Genomic DNA, 17,121 nt, shown 5'->3' on the forward strand with positions numbered 1-17,121 from the left:
CGCTGCACCGAGCGACGAAGAACCATCGTCGAGTTCTTCATCGCCCTGGCCAGCATCATCATCACTGTCCGCTGCCTAATCAGACGGGCTTGGACCCTCTACCGCTGGGATACCCGGCCTCGAAGCCCCCGCATCCGATGACCTACTGGCGGACGCCCTAAGTGCACAGCCTCTCCAATCCACCTTCCCGAGCGGAGGAACACAATGGTTCAGGCGGTTCTCAACCTGGTCGACCGCGTGGTTTCCGGCGGCCGCAACACGAATGTCGCGGACGCTTACTGCGCCTGCCCGGCCGGCACCACCACCCACTGCAGCGGCGAAAACCTGTACGTCACGGAGTGCTGCTCCTGGAACTGTGCGGTCAAGCCGTCCTGTGTCACCTACGTCATCGTCGGCGGCTGCTGACCCGCCCCGGTTTGCTGACCGAACCGGCCGGCTGACACGCGGCCGCCGGTGCCCCCGTCCGACGCGCCGTGGATCCTGCGCGGCGTCGACCTCACCCTGCGGGCCGGCTCCGTCACCGCCCTGGTCGGACTCAACGGCGCGGGCAAGAGCACCCTCGTCAAGCTGCTCTGCCGGCTCTACGACCCGGACCGCGGGGCCGGGTGCTCTGGGGCGGCGTCGACATCCGGGAGTTCCCGCCCGAGGAGTACCGGCAGCGGATCGGCGTGGTCTTCCAGGACTACTGCCGCTACGACCTGACCGCCGGCGAGAACATCGGCCTCGGCCGCCTCGCCCACCTTGACGACCGGGCCCGCGTCGCCGACGCGGCCCGTGCGGCCGGCATCCACGAACGGGTGCAGCGGCTGGACGGCGGGTACGGGGCCCTGCTCAGCCGGATCTTCCTGCCCGAAGGCGTGACGGAGGCGGGCTGGGGCCACTCCCTGTCCGGCGGGGAGTGGCAACGCCTCGCCGTGGCCCGGGCGTTCATGCGCGGCGACGCCGACCTGATGATCCTGGACGAACCCAGTGCGGGCCTCGACGCGGAAGCCGAACAGGAACTCCACGAGAACGTGCGGGAGTTGCGCTGGGGCGCCACAAGCCTGGTCATCTCCCACCGGCTCAGCGCGGTCCGCGACGCCGACCGGATCGTCGTCCTCGGCGCCGGCCAGGTGGTCGAAGAAGGCACCCACGACGCGCTGATGGCCCTCGGCGGGCGCTACGCGGAGCCGTTCACCCTGCAGGCCTCCGGCTACCAGGACGCGGTGGTGTCGGGTCGCGCGGGGCAGTGACCGGAAGGTGCGAGGCAGTTGCCGGGAGGTGCGGGGCAGTGGCCGGCAGGTGGGGACGGGAACGGCCGTCGGCCGTCGCGGTGTTGCGGCGGGCCGGGATGTCGGGCCGGTCGGCCCGTTGAGCGGAGGAGGTGTGCCGGTGGGGCTGTGGTCGGTGGTCGGCGGTGCGGTGCTGGCGGCGGTGATGACCCTCGTCGTCCTGTTGCGGGTGGCGCTGTCGGTGGTCGTGGTGTCAGGGCCGAGCATGAGCCCGGCCCTGCGGCCCGGCCAGCGCGTCCCGGTGCTGCGCCGAGGCCTGGCCCGGCTGCGTGCGGGGCGGATCGTGGTGGTCTCCCCGGACGGGCTCGCCGCGCCCGGCGGTGGCCCGGCCCGGCGGCAGCCGGCCGGACCGTCTGCTGGTGAAGCGCCTGGCGGCGCTGCCCGGTGACCCGGTCCCGCAGTCCGTCCGCCCGGTCGTGGCGGGCGGGACGGTGCCGGGCGGGCACGTGGTGCTGCTGGGCGACAGCCCGGAGTTCAGCACGGACTCCCGGACGTGGGGCGCCGTCCCGGCGCGGAGCGTCGTGGGCGTGGTGCTCGACGGCGTCCGGCTGCGGGGCTGAGCGGCCGGTCGTACGGTCCGGGGCGGCCTGGGGCTCGGGATGGTTCGGGGTCCGGGGTGGTTCGGGCGCTTGCCCGGGAGGTGGGGCGGCGTCTGGCGAGATCCCGTCCCGTGGCGGGCGTCGCCTTGGGGGGCGGCGTCCGGGAGGTCGGCGAGAACGTCCGGCTTCGGTCCCGGCGGGCGCTCGCCCGCGGCCGGGAGGGTGTCGACTGTTCCACCCGCCGGTGTGAGGGTGGGGCCACCCACTCGGTCGCGGCGCGGTCAGGGGCGTCCGTGCCCCGGCGGTGCCGGGACCGGGCCGGCGGCCTTGAGGGTGCGCAGGACGGGGGAGGACTCCAGGGCGGTGATCTCCTTGACCGCGCCCAACTGCTGTGTCACGTACCGGTGGAGGTCGGCCGGGTCTGTGCACAGGGCGAGGGCGGTGAGGTTGCTGGGGCCGGTGGTGGCGGCGACGAAGGCGAGTTCGCGGTGCGTCGCGAGGGCGCGGCCGACGTGGTCGAGGTGGGCGGGCGCGACGCTCAGCCAGAGCAGTGCCTGCATGTCCGCGCCCAGGAGCCGGGCGTCGAGTTCCACGTCGAGGAAGACCGTGCCGTCCGCCCGGAGCTCGGCGAGCCGGCGGGCGACGGTGGCCGGGGTGCGGCCGGTCGCGGCTGCGAGGTCGCCGAGGGGCGTGCGGCCGTCACGGTGCAGCGCGCCGAGCAGGGCGTGGTCGGCCTCGTCGAGGCCGCCGGACGGAGGGCTCACGGCGACCGGGCGGAGCCGGTCCTGCTGTTCCTCGCTGAGTGCCTCGGTGCTGACTGGCCAGGCGGACGGGCCGCCCCGATAGGTGTGCAGCAGGCAGTGGGCGGAGACACCGGTGACGGTGGCGGTGCGGGGATGTCGCGCAGGAGGAGGCTGTGGCCGTCGGGGCCGGGACCGGTGTCGACGATGGCGGTGATCTCGGTGCCGCCGGAGGTGAGTTTCACCCAGGCGGTGTCGGCGCGCCGGACCAGCGCCTGGGCGAGGTTCTGGGCGGTGTGCGGCCCGGCGGTGAGGCGCAGCAGCCACTGGGACCGTCCGGCCCGGTGCGGGTCGGCGAGCCCGACCACCCGCAGCCCGGCCTCGGCGCGCAGCCGCCGGTAGCGGCGTGCCACGGTCTGCGGGGAGACGTCGAGGACAGCGGCGATCCGGTTGAACGGGGCGCGCCCGTCGACGCGCAGGGCGTGGACGAGCGCGCGGTCGAGGTCATCGAGCATGTGTGGGTTCCCGGTGGTCGGACACACCGTCCGATTCTGCCGTGTGGCTGGCGGTGCGAGTGCCATGAGAGTTGCTCATCAGCCGGACCGCCACGGCGGCGGCCGCCAGCACCCCCACCGCCAGCCAGCAGGCGCGCTGCGCCCCGGCGGTGTCCGGGGCGGCCAGGTAGATCCGTCCGAGCACGGCGACGCCGAGTGTGGAGCCGAGCTGCTGCACGGCGTTGAGAAGGCCTGCCGCCGAGCCGGTCTCCTGCGGCCGCAGCGGCTTCAGGGCGGTGGTGAAGAAGGCTGGCGTGAACAGCCCCTGCCCGAGCCCGACCAGGGCGAGCGCGTAGGGCAGCGCCTCCGGCCGCTGGCCCGTGCGGTAGGCGCCGACGGCGGACACCACCCCGACCGCCATCACGGCCAGCCCGACGGGCATCACCCGCGCCCCGTACCGCCGGACCAGGGAGGCGCCCGCCCACAGGGAGCCGACCGCAAGCCCGGCCGACATCGGCAGCAGGGTCAGGCCTGAGGCCAACGCGTCGGCTCCACTGCCGAGTTGGAGCTGCAGCACGACGACCAGGGTGAGCCCGGTGGTGGCCGCGAAGGCGAGCGAGAGGACGACCATCGCGGCCGGGAACCGTACGGAGGTGAACAGGCTCGGCTCGACCAGGGTGTCGGTGCCGCGCCGGGCCCCGCGCCGCTGGTGGACGGCGAAGACCACCGCGGCGACCGCTCCGGCAGCCGTCCACACCGGCGGGGTGCTTCCGGTGGCCAGCAGCGGCAGCACGACCAGCCCGGTGGCGAGCGCCGCGAGCGCGCTGCCTGCCGGGTCGAGGCCGGGGCGGCGCGGGGCGCGGTCCTCGGCGAGCAGCGGGGCGAGGGCGAGGACGGCGAGCGAGAGTGGGAGGTTGACCAGGAAGACCGCGCGCCAGGAGGAGCCGAACAGGTCGGCGTGGGTGAGCACCCCGCCGAGCACCGGGCCGGCGACGGCCGCCAGCCCCATCACCGGCCCGATCGTGCCGAGGGCCCGGGCCGTCTCCGGGCCGCGGAACATGGCCTTGATCAGGCCGATGGTCTGCGGGACGATCACGGCCGCGGCCGCGCCCTGGACGGCCCGGAAGGCGAGCAGCGCGCCGAGCGTGGGCGCGCAGGCGCAGGCCAGCGAAGCGAGCAGGAAGCCCGCGACCCCGATCCGGAACACCCGCCGCCGTCCGGCCCGGTCGCCGAGCCGCCCGCCGGTGAGCAGCAGTACGGCGAACGGCAGGGTGTACGCGGTGGTGAGCCAGGGCACGGCCGCCGCCGGCCCGCCGAGGTCGGCACGCATGCGCGGCGCGGCGACCTGCACGATCGTCGCGTCCAGCAGGTTCATCGCCTCCGCGGTGAGCAGCGCGCAGAGCGCCCACCAGCGGCGCGGGTTCACGGGCGTCGGCTGCTCGGTTGTCGGCTGCTCGGTTGTCGGGCGTGCGGACGGCGGGGGCAGCGGGTGTGCGGACAACGGGTCCTCCCTCGGGTGTACGGCCGGAATGCCGTCACCCTCCGGCCGTACGCCCGTGCCGACCAGCTGCTGCCGCCCGTATCGACGGGAAGTTCCATTAACCCTGCCCGCAGAGCCGAAAAACTCCACTCAGGCCGGCGACCCGGCCAGAGCCTTGCCCTTCGTCATCGCCCCCACTCCTGCGAGCAGCCCGCTGACCACCGGGGACCACGGCCGGCTCGCCGGTCCGGTGAGCGTCAGCGTCCGGTGGACGGCGGGCCGGATCGGGACCAGCACGCAGTCGGCCGGGAGCATGGTCAGTGCCAGCGCGGGCATCACCGAGACTCCGACGCCCGCGTGCACCATGCCGATCAGCGTGTTGAGGTCGCGGATCCGGTGCCGGGGTGCGAAGCGGGTGCCGGCCCGCCGGTAGGCCTCGCGGATGTGGCGCTCGCAGCCGCCCTCGGAGAGCAGGAAGTCGTCGTCCTCCAACTCGGTGACGTGGATGGTCTCCTGACCGGCGAGGGGGTGGTCGCGGCGCAGCAGCGCGTGCATCGAGTCGGCACCGAGCGCGACCGCCCCGGGCTGGAGCGGCCCGGCGTCCACCAGGACGGCGGCGTCCACCGTGCCGGCCTCCAGCCAGGCGGTCAGCTCGGCGTCCTCACCCTCGAAGACCCGGACGGTGACCTCCGGGTACGCGGCCTTCCAGTCCCGCAGCAGCCCGGGCAGCAGCGCCTGGCAGACGGTGGTCGGTGCGGCGAGCCGGACGGTGCCGGTCAGGCCGCCCGTGTGCTGGGTGGCGATGAGGCGGACGGCGGTGGCGGAGGCGACGGCCGTACGGGCGTGCGGCAGGACCTGCTCGCCCAGCGGGGTCGGCCGGCAGGGGGTGCCGCGCATCAGGACGGGTGCGCCGAGGGCCCGCTCCAGCGCGCCCACGGCGTGTGAGACGGCGGACTGGCTGATACCCAGTTCGTCGGCGGCCGCGCCGAAGCCGCCGGTGTCGGCAACCGCGACCAGAGCCCTGAGCTGGGCCAGGTTGACCTCCGTGGTCATCGGACGCCCTGGGGCGTGTGACCTCGGGTCATGAGACTTCCTCATCCATGTCGGAATGCCACTTGTTGGACTCATGGTCGAACGTCGCACCATCCTCTGTCCAGGTGCAGGGAACACCGGAGGAATGCGGGGGTGGTTGCGGTGCGGCGCTGGTTGCCGGGTTTTGCGGCACTGTCGGCGATCTGGGGTGCGAGCTTCGCCCTGATCAAGGTGGCGGTCGACGCGGGGGTGCCCCCGGTCTGGGTGGCGCTGTGGCGGTGCCTGCTGGGCACGGCCACGCTGGGCGCGGTCCTGGTGCTGCGCGGTGAGAAGGTCCCGCGTGACCGTGCGCTGTGGGGGCACTCGGCGGTGGTCGCGGTGCTGCTCAACACCGTGCCGTTCATCCTGTTCCCGTTCGGCGAGACCAGGGCCAGCTCGGTGCTCGCCGGGGTGATGAACGCGACCACTCCGCTGTTCGCCCTGCTGCTCACGGTGCTCACCGTCCCCGAGGAGCGCCGCCCGGGCGCCCGCCGGCTCACCGGCCTCGCCCTCGGCTTCGTCGGCGTGCTCACCGTGCTCGGGGTCTGGCGCGGCATCGGATCCGGTGCGGCCGTCGGGGGCCTCACCTGCCTGGCCGCCGCCTGTTGCTACGGGGCGGGCTTCGCCTACCTGCGGCGTTTCCTGTCCGGTCGGCCGGAGTCGGTCACCACCCTTTCCGCGCTCCAGATCGGCTGCGCCACCGCCGAGTTGGCCGTCATCGTGCCGTTCGCCGCGGGCGCCCCGCACTGGCCCGGGGCCGGCCCGGCCGTCGCCCTGCTGGTGTTCGGCGTGGTCGGCACCGGCCTGGCGTACCTGCTCAACCTCGGCCTGGTCCGGACCGCGGGCACCGGGGTGGCCTCGGCCGTCGCCTACGTGATGCCGCTGTGGTCCACCGCGATCGGTGCGCTGTTCCTCGCGGAGCCGGTCGGCTGGAACGCCCTGGCCGGTGGTGTCCTGGTGATCGCGGCGGTGGCGCTGACCCGCCCCCGCCCCCGCCCCCGGACCGCGACCGGCGCGGCGGACCAGACCCCGAAGGCGGGCCAGACCGTTGGATAGGGCACGCGCCGCCCCGACGACGGCGCGTACGAAGATGCCGCGCATGGGGATCTCCTTCCCTGAACGGGCCCACCCGGGACAAGCCGGCGGGAACCGGGCTGATCGGACAGCGCATTCGTACCCGACCTGACGTTCGGTGTCCAATGAATTACGGAATGTCTTCGGGCCCCGCTAGGGTGGCGGCGTGGTGAGGGCGTGGGATGCGGCGGTTGAGCGGGCACAGGACCGGCTGGCGGCGGGGCCGCGGCTGAGGGCGGTCGCCGAGGGGGACGAACGGCGGTTCGCCCTCTGGGACTTGGCGTCTCTTGTGGAGGGCGAGCTGGGCGCGCTGGTGGACCCGGACGGGCTGGCGCCGTCGGCGGAGCGCGGCTGGCGAGAGCGGCTGGGCGAGAGCGGCCGGGAGTGGCCCGGCGGGGAGCTGTACCGCCGGAGGTACTGGATCCAGGGCGACGACGGCGCCGTCGTGGGCACCGTCGCGGTCGACAACTGGACCAAGGGCCCGGGCCAACCCGCCGTCTCCTCCCTCTATGTGAGCCCGGCGGCGCGCGGTCGCGGGCTGGCCGCCGCCACGCTGGACGAGGTGTACGCGGCGGCCACCGCCGAGGGCCTGCCCGGATTCCGGCTCGAGGCGCACTGGACCTGGCAGCCGGCTGTCCGCTACTACCTGCGCCGAGGGCTGTGGGCGGTCGGCTGGAAACGCTCGCTCGCGCTCGCGCGGATGCCCCAACTCCCTTCCTACCGGGTGCGCGAGGAGGACGGGCGGCTGCTCCTGCTGGTCGCCGACCGGCTGCGCGGCTGGGTGCCGATACTGACCGCCGGCCGCGAGGGCCGCTGGCTGCGGCTGGACGAGACGGCCGACTACCGGGGCGCCGACGGCTGGGTCCACGACTACGCGCGCTCGACGCTGGCCCTGCACCTGGCGCTGGCGGGCTTCCCGCTGGTGCGCGGCCCGCAGTGGTGGGCGGAGGCGTGGCGCTGGTCGGACGCGGGCGAGCCGGAGGGACTGGCATACCGGATCGAGGAGTTCGAGCGGGCCGCCCCCCGCCCGGCGTCCTCCCCGTACGGCCCTGCGCCGGTCCCCGCTCCGCAGAGCCCGACGCAGGGTTCGGTGCAGTACCCGGAGCGGGACCCGGCACAAGCCCCGGAGCGGGCGGCGACGCAGGCCCCGTCGCAGGCCTCGGTCCCGTCGTCGCAGCTGGCAGACTCGGGGGATGGCTGAGATCGAGATCGACGGCGCCCCCGCCGACCCGGCGCGGCTGGCCGCGCTGGGGCTGCTCAACTACGGGCACTTCACCACCCTGCGCGCCGAGGCGGGCCGGGTCCGCGGCCTGACGCTGCACCTGGACCGGCTGGTCCGTGACTGCCGCACGCTGTTCGCCGTCGAGCTGGACAGGGCGGCGGTGCGGGAGCGGATCCGCGCGGTGCTGCCCGCCGGCGGCGAACCGGTGATCGTCCGGGTCACCGTGTACGACCCGGCCCTCGGTCTGGAACGCCCCGCCGCCCCGGCCGCACCCGCCCTGCTGGTCACCACCCGCCCCGCCGCGACGGCGGAGCCCGCCCCGCTGCGGGTGCGCACCTCGGTGTACCGGCGGGAACTGCCGGCGGTGAAGCACGTGGGCCTGTTCGGCCTGGTCCACCACCGGCGGCAGGCCCAACTCGCCGGCTACGACGACGTGCTGCTGATCGACACGGACGGCCGGGTGACCGAGGGCGCGACCTGGAACGTCGGCTTCCTGGACGAGGACAGGCTGGTCTGGCCGGAAGGCCCGAGCCTGCCTGGCGTCACCGAGTCCCTGCTTTCCCGGGCGTACCGGGGCCCGCAGTCCCGCGAGCCGTTGCCCGCCGCCGCGCTGGGCCGCTTCGCAGCCGCCTTCGCGGTGAACGCGGGCATCGGCGTCCGGCCGCTGGCGGCCGTCGACGGCACCACCCTCGACCCCGCCCACCCGGTGCTCGCCGAGCTGCGCGCGGCCTACCTCGGGACCACCGCCGAAGCGGTGTAGGGATAACCCCACCCCCGTTCCGCCGGTGACCTCCATGGCCCGCGGGGCCCGGACTTCCTAGCGTTGAACACGTTGACGACGAGCGAAACACGTTGACGACGAGCGACGCAGAACCGAAGGAAGGCCCCTCCATGGCACGCCGCCACGACCGCCGCAGGACCGACGAGCGGGTGACCCACCCGTACGCCACCGACGCGTACGACGGTGCCCCGCACGCCGCACCGTCGGCGGCCCCCGCGATCGAACTGCGCGGCGTACGCCGCACCTACGGGCGCGGCGAGGCGGCGGTGCAGGCGCTGCGCGGGATCGACCTGGCGCTCGCCCGCGGGAGCTTCACCGCCGTGATGGGCCCCTCCGGCTCCGGCAAGTCGACCTTCCTGCAGTGCGCTGCGGGCCTGGACCGCCCGGAGGCGGGGGAGATCCGGCTCGGCGGCGAGGAGATCACCGCGCTGAGCGAGAACCGGCTCACCAAGCTGCGCCGCAGCCGGATCGGCTTCGTCTTCCAGTCCTTCAACCTGCTGCCCTCGCTGAGCGTCGAGCAGAACGTGCTGCTCCCGCAGCGGCTCGCCGGGGAGCGCCAGGACCGCGCCCGGGCGCGGGAGTTGCTGGAACGGGTCGGCCTCGGGCAGCACGCCCGGCGGCGGCCAGGCCAGCTCTCCGGCGGCCAGCAGCAGCGGGTCGCGATCGCCCGCGCGCTGATAACCCGCCCGGACGTGCTGTTCGCCGACGAGCCCACCGGCGCGCTGGACACCCGCACCGCACACGAGGTGCTGGCCCTGCTGCGGCAGGCCGTGGACTCCCTCGGCGCGACCGTCGTCATGGTGACCCACGACCCGGTGGCCGCCTCCTTCGCCGACCGGGTGCTGTTCCTGGCCGGCGGCACGATCGTGGACGACCTGCCGCACCCCAGCCCGCAGGCCGTCGCCGACCGGATGGTCGCGCTCACCGCCCGCCGGGTGGGAGCGGCGGCATGACCAACGGACTCGCCCGCGCCTCGGTGCGCTTCCGTCCCGCCTCCTTCGTGGGCACCCTGGTCGCCCTGCTGCTCGGCGCCGCCGTCGTGACGGCCTGCGGCGTGCTGCTGCAGACCGGCCTGACCGCCGGCCTCGAACCCGACCGGTACGCCTCCGCGCCCGTGGTGGTCGCGGCCGAGCAGACGGTGAAGATCCAGAAGAAGGTCGGCGAGGACACCGAGACCCAGGAGCAGGCCACCCCGGAGCGGGCCCGTGCGGACGCTGCGCTGGTAGGCCGGCTGACCGCCCTGCCCGGGGTCGCGGTCGCCCGGCCGGACACCGCCTTCCCGCTCACCGCCTTCCCGCTCACCGCCTTCCCGCATACCGCCGCGAACGACACCCCGGCCCTGACCGGCCGCGGCTACGCCGCCCTCGGCATCGCGGGACCGGCCGACAAGCTGACCGAGGGCCGTGCACCCGGCGCGAACGAGGTCGTGCTCGACGCCGACACCGCGCGCGCCGCCCACCTCGCGCCCGGCGTGAACCTCACGCTCACCGCGCCCGGTGGCACCGCGAGCTACCGGGTCTCCGGCCTCGCCGCCGCCCAGACGGCCGGGCCCACCGCCTGGTTCGCCGACACCGCCGCCGACCGCCTCTCCGGCCACCCCGGCCGGATCGACGCCATCGCCGTCCAGCCCCGCCCGGGCGTGACCGCCGCCGCGCTCGCCACACAGGTGCGCCAGGCCGTCGGCGGCGAGGCGAAGGTCTTCTCGGGAGACGACCGGGGCACCGTCGAGCACCCCGCTCTCGGCGAGGCCCGGACGACGCTGATGGCCCTCGGCGGCACCTTCGGCGGCTACGCCACCATGACCGCGATCTTCGTGGTGATGAGCACCGTCGCCCTCGCCACCGGCCAGCGCGCCCGCGAGTTCGCCCTGCTGCGCGCCATCGGCGCCACCCCGCGCCAGATCCGCCGAACCATCGCCGCCGAGGCGATGCTGATCGCCCCGGTCGCCGCGGCGCTCGGCATCCTGCCCGGACTCGCGCTCGCCCGCTGGTGGTTCGGCCAGCTGGCCGAACGCGGCGCCGTCCCCGAGGGCATCCGCCTCGACGTCGGCCCACTGCCGATGCTCGCCGCCGTCCTCACCTGCACACTCGCCGCGCTGACCGCCGGCTTCCTGGCCGCCCGCCGACCGTCCAAGCTGCGCGCCGCCGAGGCACTCGGCGAGGCCGCCGTCGAGGCGCCCCGCCCGGGCAAGGTGCGCACCCTCCTCGGACTGGTCTTCGCCGGCGGCGGCATCGCCGTCGCCGCCCTCGCCGCCTCCCTCGACGGCGCCAAGGCCGCCCAGACCGCGCTCGGCGTGGTCATGTGCTTCATGACGGCCGTCGCCCTGCTCGGCCCGTGGGTGGCCCGGATCGCCGCCGCCGTGCTCGGCGCCCCGCTGCGGGCCGGCGGCGCGCCCGGCTCGCTGGCCGCCGACAACACCCGCGCCAACGCCCGCCGGCTGGCCTCCGCGATCACCCCGATCGTCCTGGTCACCGCCTTCTGCGGCACCCTGCTGATCCTGCAGAGCACCCTGCGCCACACCACCGGCGAGAACGTCCGGGCCGGCATCACCGCCGACCACGTGATCGGCACCACCGGCCCCGGCCTGCCCGCCGGGACCGCCGAGCGGGCGGCCAAGGTGCCCGGCGTGGACACCGCCGTCGGCGTGCTCCGCACCGGCCTGGTCCTCGAGAGCGGCGGCCGGCTGAGCTCCGCCCCCGCGCTCGGCGTCGACGGCGACCCGGCCCGGCTGCCCAAGGTGCTCGACCTGGGCGTACGCAGCGGCTCACTCGCCGACCTCGGCCGCGCCACCGACACCATCGCCCTGAGCACCACCCTGGCCGACGCCCTGGATGCCAAGGTCGGCGACCGCGTCCCGCTGCGCCTCGGCGATGGCACCGCCGTCCGGCCCGCCGTGGTCGCCGTGTACGAACGCGGGCTCGGCGTCGGCCAGGCGGTGCTGCCCCGGGCGGCCCTGGCCGAGCACGTCACCACCGGGTACGACAGCCAGGTGCTGGTCGCCGACGTGCCGGGCGCCGACCGCACGGCGGTGGCCGCCGGGCTGGGCACGCAGGCCGGGACGAGCGTGACCGACCGGGCCGGGTTCGTCGCCCAGGCCGACAAGGACATGGAGCTCAGCGGCTGGGCCAACACCGTGATGGCCGGCGTGCTCGGCGGGTTCGCCGCCGTCAGCGCCGCCAACACCCTGGTGATGACCGTGCTGGACCGCCGCCGCGAGGTCGCGCTGCTGCGACTGGCCGGCACCACCCGGCGCCAGGTGCGCGACATGATGCGCTGGGAGGCTCTGCTGGTGGCCGCGACCGGGCTGGCGGTCGGCGCGGTGATCGCCTGGATCACGCTGGTGCCGGTCACCCGTGGCGTCGCCAACGCTTCCCCGTACGTCCCGCCGATGCTCGCCCTGCCACTGGCGGCAGGGGCCGTGCTGCTCTGCCTCGGCGCGACCGGGCTGCCGGTCCGGGCGCTGCTGCGGACCCGTCCGGCGGCGCTGGGAGCGGCGCGGCAGTAGGCCGGTGGGGCGATGAGCGGGACTCATGGGGCCGCCCCGTGAGACGAGCTCATGAGGCCCTCCCATGAGAGGAGTGCATGAGGTCCTCATGAGGCGGTCTCATGGCGTCCCCCATGAGACCGCCTCGTGAGGCGCCCCGGCGAGAAGCCCATGAGACGCACTGGAGAGAAGCTCATGACGGATGCCCTTGAGAACCACTCAAGGGCATCACTCGTCCGGGTGACAAAGGCGGGACGAGCAGGCGCAATGGGGTAACCGGAAGCCCCAAAGGACTTTATTGGAACTGATCGTGATGTCGGATCAGCTACGCTCTCGCCCGCCCCGCCCGACCGCCGAAGCAGAGAGTAGCCCGACATGAGCAGTCCCCCTGCCGTCCCCGCGGCCCGCTGGCCGCTGATCCTGCTGCGCACCACCGCCACCGCGCTGGCCCTGCTGGCCCTGCTCCAGGTCATGCTGGCCAGTAGCTTCCTCAACGGCACGTTCGACTCCCTGAAGGACCACGAGGGCAACGCGATGACGCTGGCCACCGTGGTGGTGCTCCAACTGGTGGTCGCCGTCGCGGTGCGGTGGCCCGGGCGCGGCCCGCTGTGGCCGCTGTGGACGACCCTCCTGCTCAACGTCGCGGTCATCGGCCAGATCGCGGCCGGCTACGCCCGGGCCGTCGGCGTGCACGTCACCCTCGGCGTGCTGCTGGTCAGCGGCATCCTGTTCGGCCTGGTCGAAGCCTGGCGGCTGCCGCTGCCCGCCCGGACGGGGCAGCCTGATGCGGGCCCGGACGGCAGCGGACTGCTGCCGCGCCCCGGCGGGCCAGTGGAGGTGTCCAAGTGAAGCGTCGCCGGTTCCTGGGCATCGGCGCCTCCGTCCTCGGCGCGGGCGCGCTGGCCGCCGTCGCCGTCCCCTCGGCCGCCCGGTTGCTCGCCGAGGGCCGCCCCGGGCAGCTCCTGAGCAGCGGGCTCGACCTGCCCGAGGCGTTCCAGGTCCCGCTTCCGGTGCCGGCCGTGCTGAATCCGGTGCGCACCGACGGGACCAGCGACTACTACGAGATCACCCAGCAGGTCGCCAAACTGGAGATCATCCCCGGTGTGAAGACCGAGGCCTGGACGTACGGGGGCAGCTTCCCCGGGCCGACCCTGGTCACCCGCTCCGGGCGGGCGGCGGTGGTCAAGCACCGCAACGAGCTGCCGGTGCCGTCCGTCACCCACCTGCACGGCGGGCACACCCCGGCGGACAGCGATGGCTACCCGGTGGACCTGCTGCTGCCCGTCGGGTCGTCGGCCGACGCCGCCCAGGGCATGGCCGGTATGCAGGGCATGCCGGGGATGCGCCACGCGGGGGGCCGCAGCATCGTCGGCGAGCGAAGCCACACCTACCCGGGCAGGCAGCGCGCCGCCACCCTCTGGTACCACGACCACCGGATGGGCTTCACCGGCCCCGGAGTCTGGCGCGGACTGGCCGGCTTCCACCTCGTCCAGGACGACGAGGAGGGCGCCCTGCCGCTGCCGCGCGGCGAGCGCGACCTGCCACTGATGATCGCCGACCGCTCCTTCGCCGCCGACGGGTCCTTTCAGTACCCCTCCACCGACCCCGCGCTCGGCGAGCCCGGCGTCACCGCCGGCTACGCCAACGGCGTGCTCGGCGACGTCATCCTGGTCAACGGCGCGCCGTGGCCCCGTCTGGACGTCGACCGCGCCCGCTACCGGCTGCGCCTGCTCAACGCCTCCAACGCCCGCCTCTACCGGCTCGAACTCGACCCGCAGCCCCCCGGCGGCGGCGCCCTGGTCCAGATCGGCTCCGACGGCGGCCTGCTCGCCGCCCCGGTCGCCCACGACGGCATCGAGATCGCTCCCGCCGAACGCTTCGACGTCGTGGTCGACTTCTCGCGCTACGCGCCCGGCACCCTGGTGCGCCTGGTCAACCGCTTCGGCAGTGGTCGGACGGCCGAGGTCATGCGGTTCGACGTCTCCTCGAAGCAGGTGAACGACGACGCGACGGTGCCCGACAAGCTCGCCGCCGTCGAGGGCCTGGACGCCTCCGCCGCCGTCACCACCCGCGACTTCACCTTCCGCCGCAGCCGCAGCGACGGCTGGACCATCAACGGCGAGCCCTACCACCCAGGCCAGAACATCGCCACGCCCGCCCTCGGGACGATCGAGCGCTGGCGCTTCTCGTCCGACCTGCACCACCCCGTGCACGTCCACCTGGACCACTTCCAGGTGATCGGACGCAACGGCGCGAACCCGGGCCCCTACGACGCGGGGTGGAAGGACACCGTGGACCTGCGCCCGGCCGAGGCAGTGGAGCTACTGGTGCGCTTCACCGACTACGCGGGGGCGTACATGCTGCACTGCCACAACCTGGAGCACGAGGACATGGCGATGATGGCGGACTTCACGGTGCAGTGAACCGTGCGGTGAGTCGGCCCGGTGAGCGGCGGGGTGATCGGTGCGGTGAGCCGTCCTGCGGTGAACCGCCCGGTTTCACTCGGACGGCCGAGTGTCGGAGGGCGTGCGCTGCGCCCTCCGGCACTCGTGTCCTAGCGTCGCGGAGAGGGGCACCCGCCGGCCGCCCGGCGTCGCGGGCAGCGCCCACCGACGGATGGAGCCGCCGCATGACCACTCCCGCCGAACGCCGCCGCCGCGGCCGGGCCGCCCGCGACCGCGTCTCCCGCTCCGACCACGGCCGGTGGATCCCGGCCGCGGACCGGCCCGACCCGCTCGGCGTGCTGGAACGGCAGGGCGAGGACCGGGTCACCCGGCTGCTGCCTATCCGCTACGGGCGGATGGCCGAAAGCCCGTTCAGCTACCTGCGCGGCGCCGCCGCCGTGATGGCCGCCGACCTCGGGGCCGTGCCCGACACCGGTCTCACCGTCCAACTCTGCGGCGACGCCCACCTGGTGAACTTCGGCGTGTACGCCTCGCCGGAACGCGCCCTGCTCTTCGACGTCAACGACTTCGACGAGACCTACCCCGGCCCCTTCGAGTGGGACGTCAAACGCCTCGCCGCCAGCGTCGCCGTCGCGGCCCGCGACAACGGCCAGGACGAGGAGCGCGTGCGCCGCGCCGCCCGCACCGCCGTCGAGGGCTACGCGACCGCGATGCGACGCCTGGCGGGGCTGGGCGAACTCGACGTCTGGTACGCCCGGGTGGACACCGCGCAGCTGCTGCCGCTGCTGGGCAAGCCCCGGCAGCGCAAGCGCGCCGAGGCCCAATTCGCGCACGCCCGGCGCCGTACCAGCCTGCAGGCCTTCGGCAAGCTCACCGAGGAACGGGACGGGCGGCGCCGGATCATCAGCGCGCCACCGCTGATCGAGCCGCTGAAGAAGACCGAACTGCGCGGCATCGGCAAGGTGTTCAGCGACTACCGGGGCACCCTCGCCGAGAGCCGCCGTGTCCTGCTGGACCGCTACCGCTTCGTCGACGCGGCCACCAAGGTGGTCGGTGTCGGCAGCGTCGGCACCCGCTGCTTCATCGTCCTGCTGGAGGGCCGGGACGGCCGCGACCCGTTGTTCCTGCAACTCAAAGAGGCCGGCCGGTCGGTACTGGAGGACCACCTGCCGCCCGCCAAGGTGGACGCCGAGGTCGCCCCTCACCACGGCGGCCGCCGGGTGGTCACCGGCCAGCACCTGATGCAGGCCGCCAGCGACATCTTCCTCGGCTGGACCACCGGCCCCGCCGGGCGCCACTTCTACGGCCGCCAACTGCGTGACATGAAGGGCTCGGTCGAGGTCGGCGACATGAAGCCCTCCGGCCTGCGCGCCTACGCCGACCTCTGCGGCCGCACCCTCGCCCGCGCCCACGCCCGCACCGGCGACCGCCTCGCCATCGCCGGCTACCTCGGCAGCGCGGACACCTTCGCGGAGGCGGTGGCCGAGTTCGCGGTGCGGTACGCGGACCGGACGGAGGTGGATCACCGCGAGTTGGTGGCCGCCGTCGCGGACGGGAGGATCACGGCGACCCGGGGAGTGTGAGAGCGGCCAGCCTCTCCAACTGCTCCCGCTGATCCGCCAGTTCGAGCGCCCCGAGGCGGGCCACCAGGTGCCGGGCACCGGCCGACGTGTACCGGGTGAGCTTGGCGGCCACCTCGTCCGGCGTGCCTAGGGCGAACGCCTGGATCTGCTCCGTCTCGGCCAGCGGCAGGCCGTAGTTGGAGCGGGTGTAGGCGTCCATGGCCCGGCGGGCGGCTTCCGTGTCGCGGTCGATCCGGACGTTGACGAAGAGGGCGGGGCTGACGGCCTCCGGTGTGCGTCCGGCCTGGCGGGCCGTCGCCCGGATGGCGGCGAGCCCGGTGGCGTAGTCGGCCGGGTCGGGCGGATAGGGCAGCCAGCCGTCGTAGTGGCGCCCGGTTCGGGCCAGGGCCGCCGGGGTCGCGCCGCCGAGCCAGACGGGCGGCCCCTGCTCGTGGAACGGCCTGGTGGTGGGCGGGAGTTCGGCGAAGGAGTGGAACTCGCCGTGGAACTCCTTCGCCCCGGCCCAGAGCGCCCGCCACAGGGCGACCGTCTCGTCCAGCCGGGCGAAGCGGCGCTCCCACGGCACTTGGGACAGCTCGTGCAGCGGGCGGCCGAAGCGCCCCGGGAAGCCGGCGCCGACCGCGACCGTCAGCCGGCCGCCGGACAACTGGTCCACCGAGGCCAGCGTCTGCGCGGCCTGCACCGGGCGGCGCAGGACCGGCAGCAGGGCGCCGGTGCCCAGCCGGACGCGTTCTGTCACCGCGGCGGCGGCCGCCAGCATGGTGAGCGGTTCGATCCTCGGGCTCAGCAGGGAGTCGTTGACGAACAGCGAGGAGAAGCCCAACTCTTCGCTGCGGCAGGCGAATGCGACCAGGTCGCGGGGGCCGTGCGCGGCCCACTGGTCCTGGCCGGTGGGGAGGAAAACACCGATGTCCATGGCGTCGATGCTGGCGGCCGGGGCGAATGGCCTCAATTCCCCCGGGGGAATGGCGGGCCGC

At 74.6% G+C, this 17,121-nt stretch carries 18 protein-coding genes and 1 pseudogene; 14 read left to right on the top strand and 5 right to left on the bottom strand.

Annotated features, from left to right (window positions below; translation table 11 throughout):
- The 6 genes and pseudogenes from ACZ51D_RS11725 to ACZ51D_RS11750 form a co-directional block, all read left to right on the top strand.
- Positions 1–141: pseudogene (locus ACZ51D_RS11725) on the top strand (IS5/IS1182 family transposase); the annotation flags it as partial.
- Between the two features lie 63 nt (positions 142–204).
- On the top strand, positions 205–405 hold the full coding sequence (locus tag ACZ51D_RS11730) for a hypothetical protein (protein ID WP_360490572.1): 201 nt from the start codon (positions 205–207) through the stop codon (positions 403–405).
- Between the two features lie 48 nt (positions 406–453).
- Entirely contained in the window at positions 454–702 is a 249-nt protein-coding gene (locus ACZ51D_RS11735) for an ATP-binding cassette domain-containing protein (protein ID WP_465662048.1), read from the top strand.
- On the top strand, positions 606–1,232 hold the full coding sequence (locus tag ACZ51D_RS11740; protein WP_465662050.1) for an ATP-binding cassette domain-containing protein: 627 nt from the start codon (positions 606–608) through the stop codon (positions 1,230–1,232). Before ACZ51D_RS11735 ends, ACZ51D_RS11740 begins: the two co-directional genes overlap by 97 nt.
- Positions 1,233–1,371: 139 nt before the next feature.
- The gene (locus tag ACZ51D_RS11745; RefSeq protein ID WP_465662052.1) at positions 1,372–1,659 is read left to right on the top strand and encodes a S24/S26 family peptidase; all 288 of its coding nucleotides are present in this window, start codon (positions 1,372–1,374) and stop codon (positions 1,657–1,659) included.
- Positions 1,631–1,831: a S26 family signal peptidase gene (locus ACZ51D_RS11750; protein ID WP_465662053.1), complete on the top strand. Its 201-nt coding sequence runs from the start codon at positions 1,631–1,633 to the stop codon at positions 1,829–1,831. The genes ACZ51D_RS11745 and ACZ51D_RS11750 overlap by 29 nt, the downstream gene beginning before the upstream one ends.
- A gap of 260 nt (positions 1,832–2,091) precedes the next feature.
- On the opposite strand, the gene ACZ51D_RS11755 is transcribed toward ACZ51D_RS11750, so the two are convergent.
- The 4 genes from ACZ51D_RS11755 to ACZ51D_RS11770 form a co-directional block, all read right to left on the bottom strand.
- On the bottom strand, positions 2,092–2,574 hold the full coding sequence (locus ACZ51D_RS11755) for an Lrp/AsnC family transcriptional regulator (RefSeq protein ID WP_465662056.1): 483 nt from the start codon (positions 2,572–2,574) through the stop codon (positions 2,092–2,094).
- Complete coding sequence (locus tag ACZ51D_RS11760; RefSeq protein ID WP_465662058.1) at positions 2,571–3,065, bottom strand: Lrp/AsnC family transcriptional regulator; 495 nt, start codon at positions 3,063–3,065, stop codon at positions 2,571–2,573. The genes ACZ51D_RS11755 and ACZ51D_RS11760 overlap by 4 nt, the downstream gene beginning before the upstream one ends.
- Positions 3,055–4,545 carry an MFS transporter gene (locus ACZ51D_RS11765; protein ID WP_465662060.1) on the bottom strand — a complete coding sequence of 497 codons (1,491 nt, stop codon included), beginning with the start codon at positions 4,543–4,545 and terminating at the stop codon, positions 3,055–3,057. The genes ACZ51D_RS11760 and ACZ51D_RS11765 overlap by 11 nt, the downstream gene beginning before the upstream one ends.
- Before the next feature lie 129 nt (positions 4,546–4,674).
- On the bottom strand, positions 4,675–5,577 hold the full coding sequence (locus ACZ51D_RS11770; protein ID WP_360490554.1) for a LysR family transcriptional regulator: 903 nt from the start codon (positions 5,575–5,577) through the stop codon (positions 4,675–4,677).
- Between the two features lie 132 nt (positions 5,578–5,709).
- On the opposite strand from ACZ51D_RS11770, the gene ACZ51D_RS11775 reads away from it, so the two are divergent.
- The 8 genes from ACZ51D_RS11775 to ACZ51D_RS11810 all read left to right on the top strand — a co-directional run bounded on the left by ACZ51D_RS11775 (position 5,710) and on the right by ACZ51D_RS11810 (position 16,144).
- On the top strand, positions 5,710–6,651 hold the full coding sequence (locus ACZ51D_RS11775; RefSeq protein ID WP_465662062.1) for a DMT family transporter: 942 nt from the start codon (positions 5,710–5,712) through the stop codon (positions 6,649–6,651).
- A gap of 295 nt (positions 6,652–6,946) precedes the next feature.
- Positions 6,947–7,870 (top strand): GNAT family N-acetyltransferase, encoded by a 924-nt coding sequence (locus tag ACZ51D_RS11780; protein WP_465662065.1) that lies wholly within the window; start codon positions 6,947–6,949, stop codon positions 7,868–7,870.
- A complete protein-coding gene (locus ACZ51D_RS11785; RefSeq protein ID WP_465622059.1) occupies positions 7,863–8,651 on the top strand; it encodes an aminotransferase class IV in 789 nt (262 codons plus the stop codon). Before ACZ51D_RS11780 ends, ACZ51D_RS11785 begins: the two co-directional genes overlap by 8 nt.
- A gap of 131 nt (positions 8,652–8,782) precedes the next feature.
- Complete coding sequence (locus tag ACZ51D_RS11790) at positions 8,783–9,625, top strand: ABC transporter ATP-binding protein (protein WP_465622057.1); 843 nt, start codon at positions 8,783–8,785, stop codon at positions 9,623–9,625.
- Entirely contained in the window at positions 9,622–12,177 is a 2,556-nt protein-coding gene (locus ACZ51D_RS11795; RefSeq protein WP_465662067.1) for an FtsX-like permease family protein, read from the top strand. The genes ACZ51D_RS11790 and ACZ51D_RS11795 overlap by 4 nt, the downstream gene beginning before the upstream one ends.
- 354 nt (positions 12,178–12,531) lie before the next feature.
- Positions 12,532–13,005, top strand: a complete 474-nt coding sequence (locus ACZ51D_RS11800; protein WP_360490536.1) for a hypothetical protein — start codon at positions 12,532–12,534, stop codon at positions 13,003–13,005.
- Positions 13,002–14,579 carry a multicopper oxidase family protein gene (locus ACZ51D_RS11805; protein WP_465622051.1) on the top strand — a complete coding sequence of 526 codons (1,578 nt, stop codon included), beginning with the start codon at positions 13,002–13,004 and terminating at the stop codon, positions 14,577–14,579. The genes ACZ51D_RS11800 and ACZ51D_RS11805 overlap by 4 nt, the downstream gene beginning before the upstream one ends.
- A gap of 206 nt (positions 14,580–14,785) precedes the next feature.
- A complete protein-coding gene (locus tag ACZ51D_RS11810; RefSeq protein ID WP_465622049.1) occupies positions 14,786–16,144 on the top strand; it encodes a DUF2252 domain-containing protein in 1,359 nt (452 codons plus the stop codon).
- On the opposite strand, the gene ACZ51D_RS11815 is transcribed toward ACZ51D_RS11810, so the two are convergent.
- On the bottom strand, positions 16,122–17,060 hold the full coding sequence (locus tag ACZ51D_RS11815; RefSeq protein WP_465662069.1) for an LLM class flavin-dependent oxidoreductase: 939 nt from the start codon (positions 17,058–17,060) through the stop codon (positions 16,122–16,124). The two genes, ACZ51D_RS11810 and ACZ51D_RS11815, sit on opposite strands and share 23 nt — an antisense overlap.
- Between the last annotated feature and the right edge of the window lie 61 nt (positions 17,061–17,121).

The organism is Kitasatospora sp. NPDC033851, from assembly GCF_055576085.1.

Coding starts and splice junctions, on each gene's coding strand:
- ACZ51D_RS11730 (WP_360490572.1), top strand. CDS start 205: ATGGTTCAGGCGGTTCTCAACCTGGTCGACCGCGTGGTTTCCGGCGGC.
- ACZ51D_RS11760 (WP_465662058.1), bottom strand. CDS start 3,065: ATGCTCGATGACCTCGACCGCGCGCTCGTCCACGCCCTGCGCGTCGAC.
- ACZ51D_RS11770 (WP_360490554.1), bottom strand. CDS start 5,577: ATGACCACGGAGGTCAACCTGGCCCAGCTCAGGGCTCTGGTCGCGGTT.
- ACZ51D_RS11785 (WP_465622059.1), top strand. CDS start 7,863: ATGGCTGAGATCGAGATCGACGGCGCCCCCGCCGACCCGGCGCGGCTG.
- ACZ51D_RS11790 (WP_465622057.1), top strand. CDS start 8,783: ATGGCACGCCGCCACGACCGCCGCAGGACCGACGAGCGGGTGACCCAC.
- ACZ51D_RS11795 (WP_465662067.1), top strand. CDS start 9,622: ATGACCAACGGACTCGCCCGCGCCTCGGTGCGCTTCCGTCCCGCCTCC.
- ACZ51D_RS11800 (WP_360490536.1), top strand. CDS start 12,532: ATGAGCAGTCCCCCTGCCGTCCCCGCGGCCCGCTGGCCGCTGATCCTG.
- ACZ51D_RS11810 (WP_465622049.1), top strand. CDS start 14,786: ATGACCACTCCCGCCGAACGCCGCCGCCGCGGCCGGGCCGCCCGCGAC.
- ACZ51D_RS11815 (WP_465662069.1), bottom strand. CDS start 17,060: ATGGACATCGGTGTTTTCCTCCCCACCGGCCAGGACCAGTGGGCCGCG.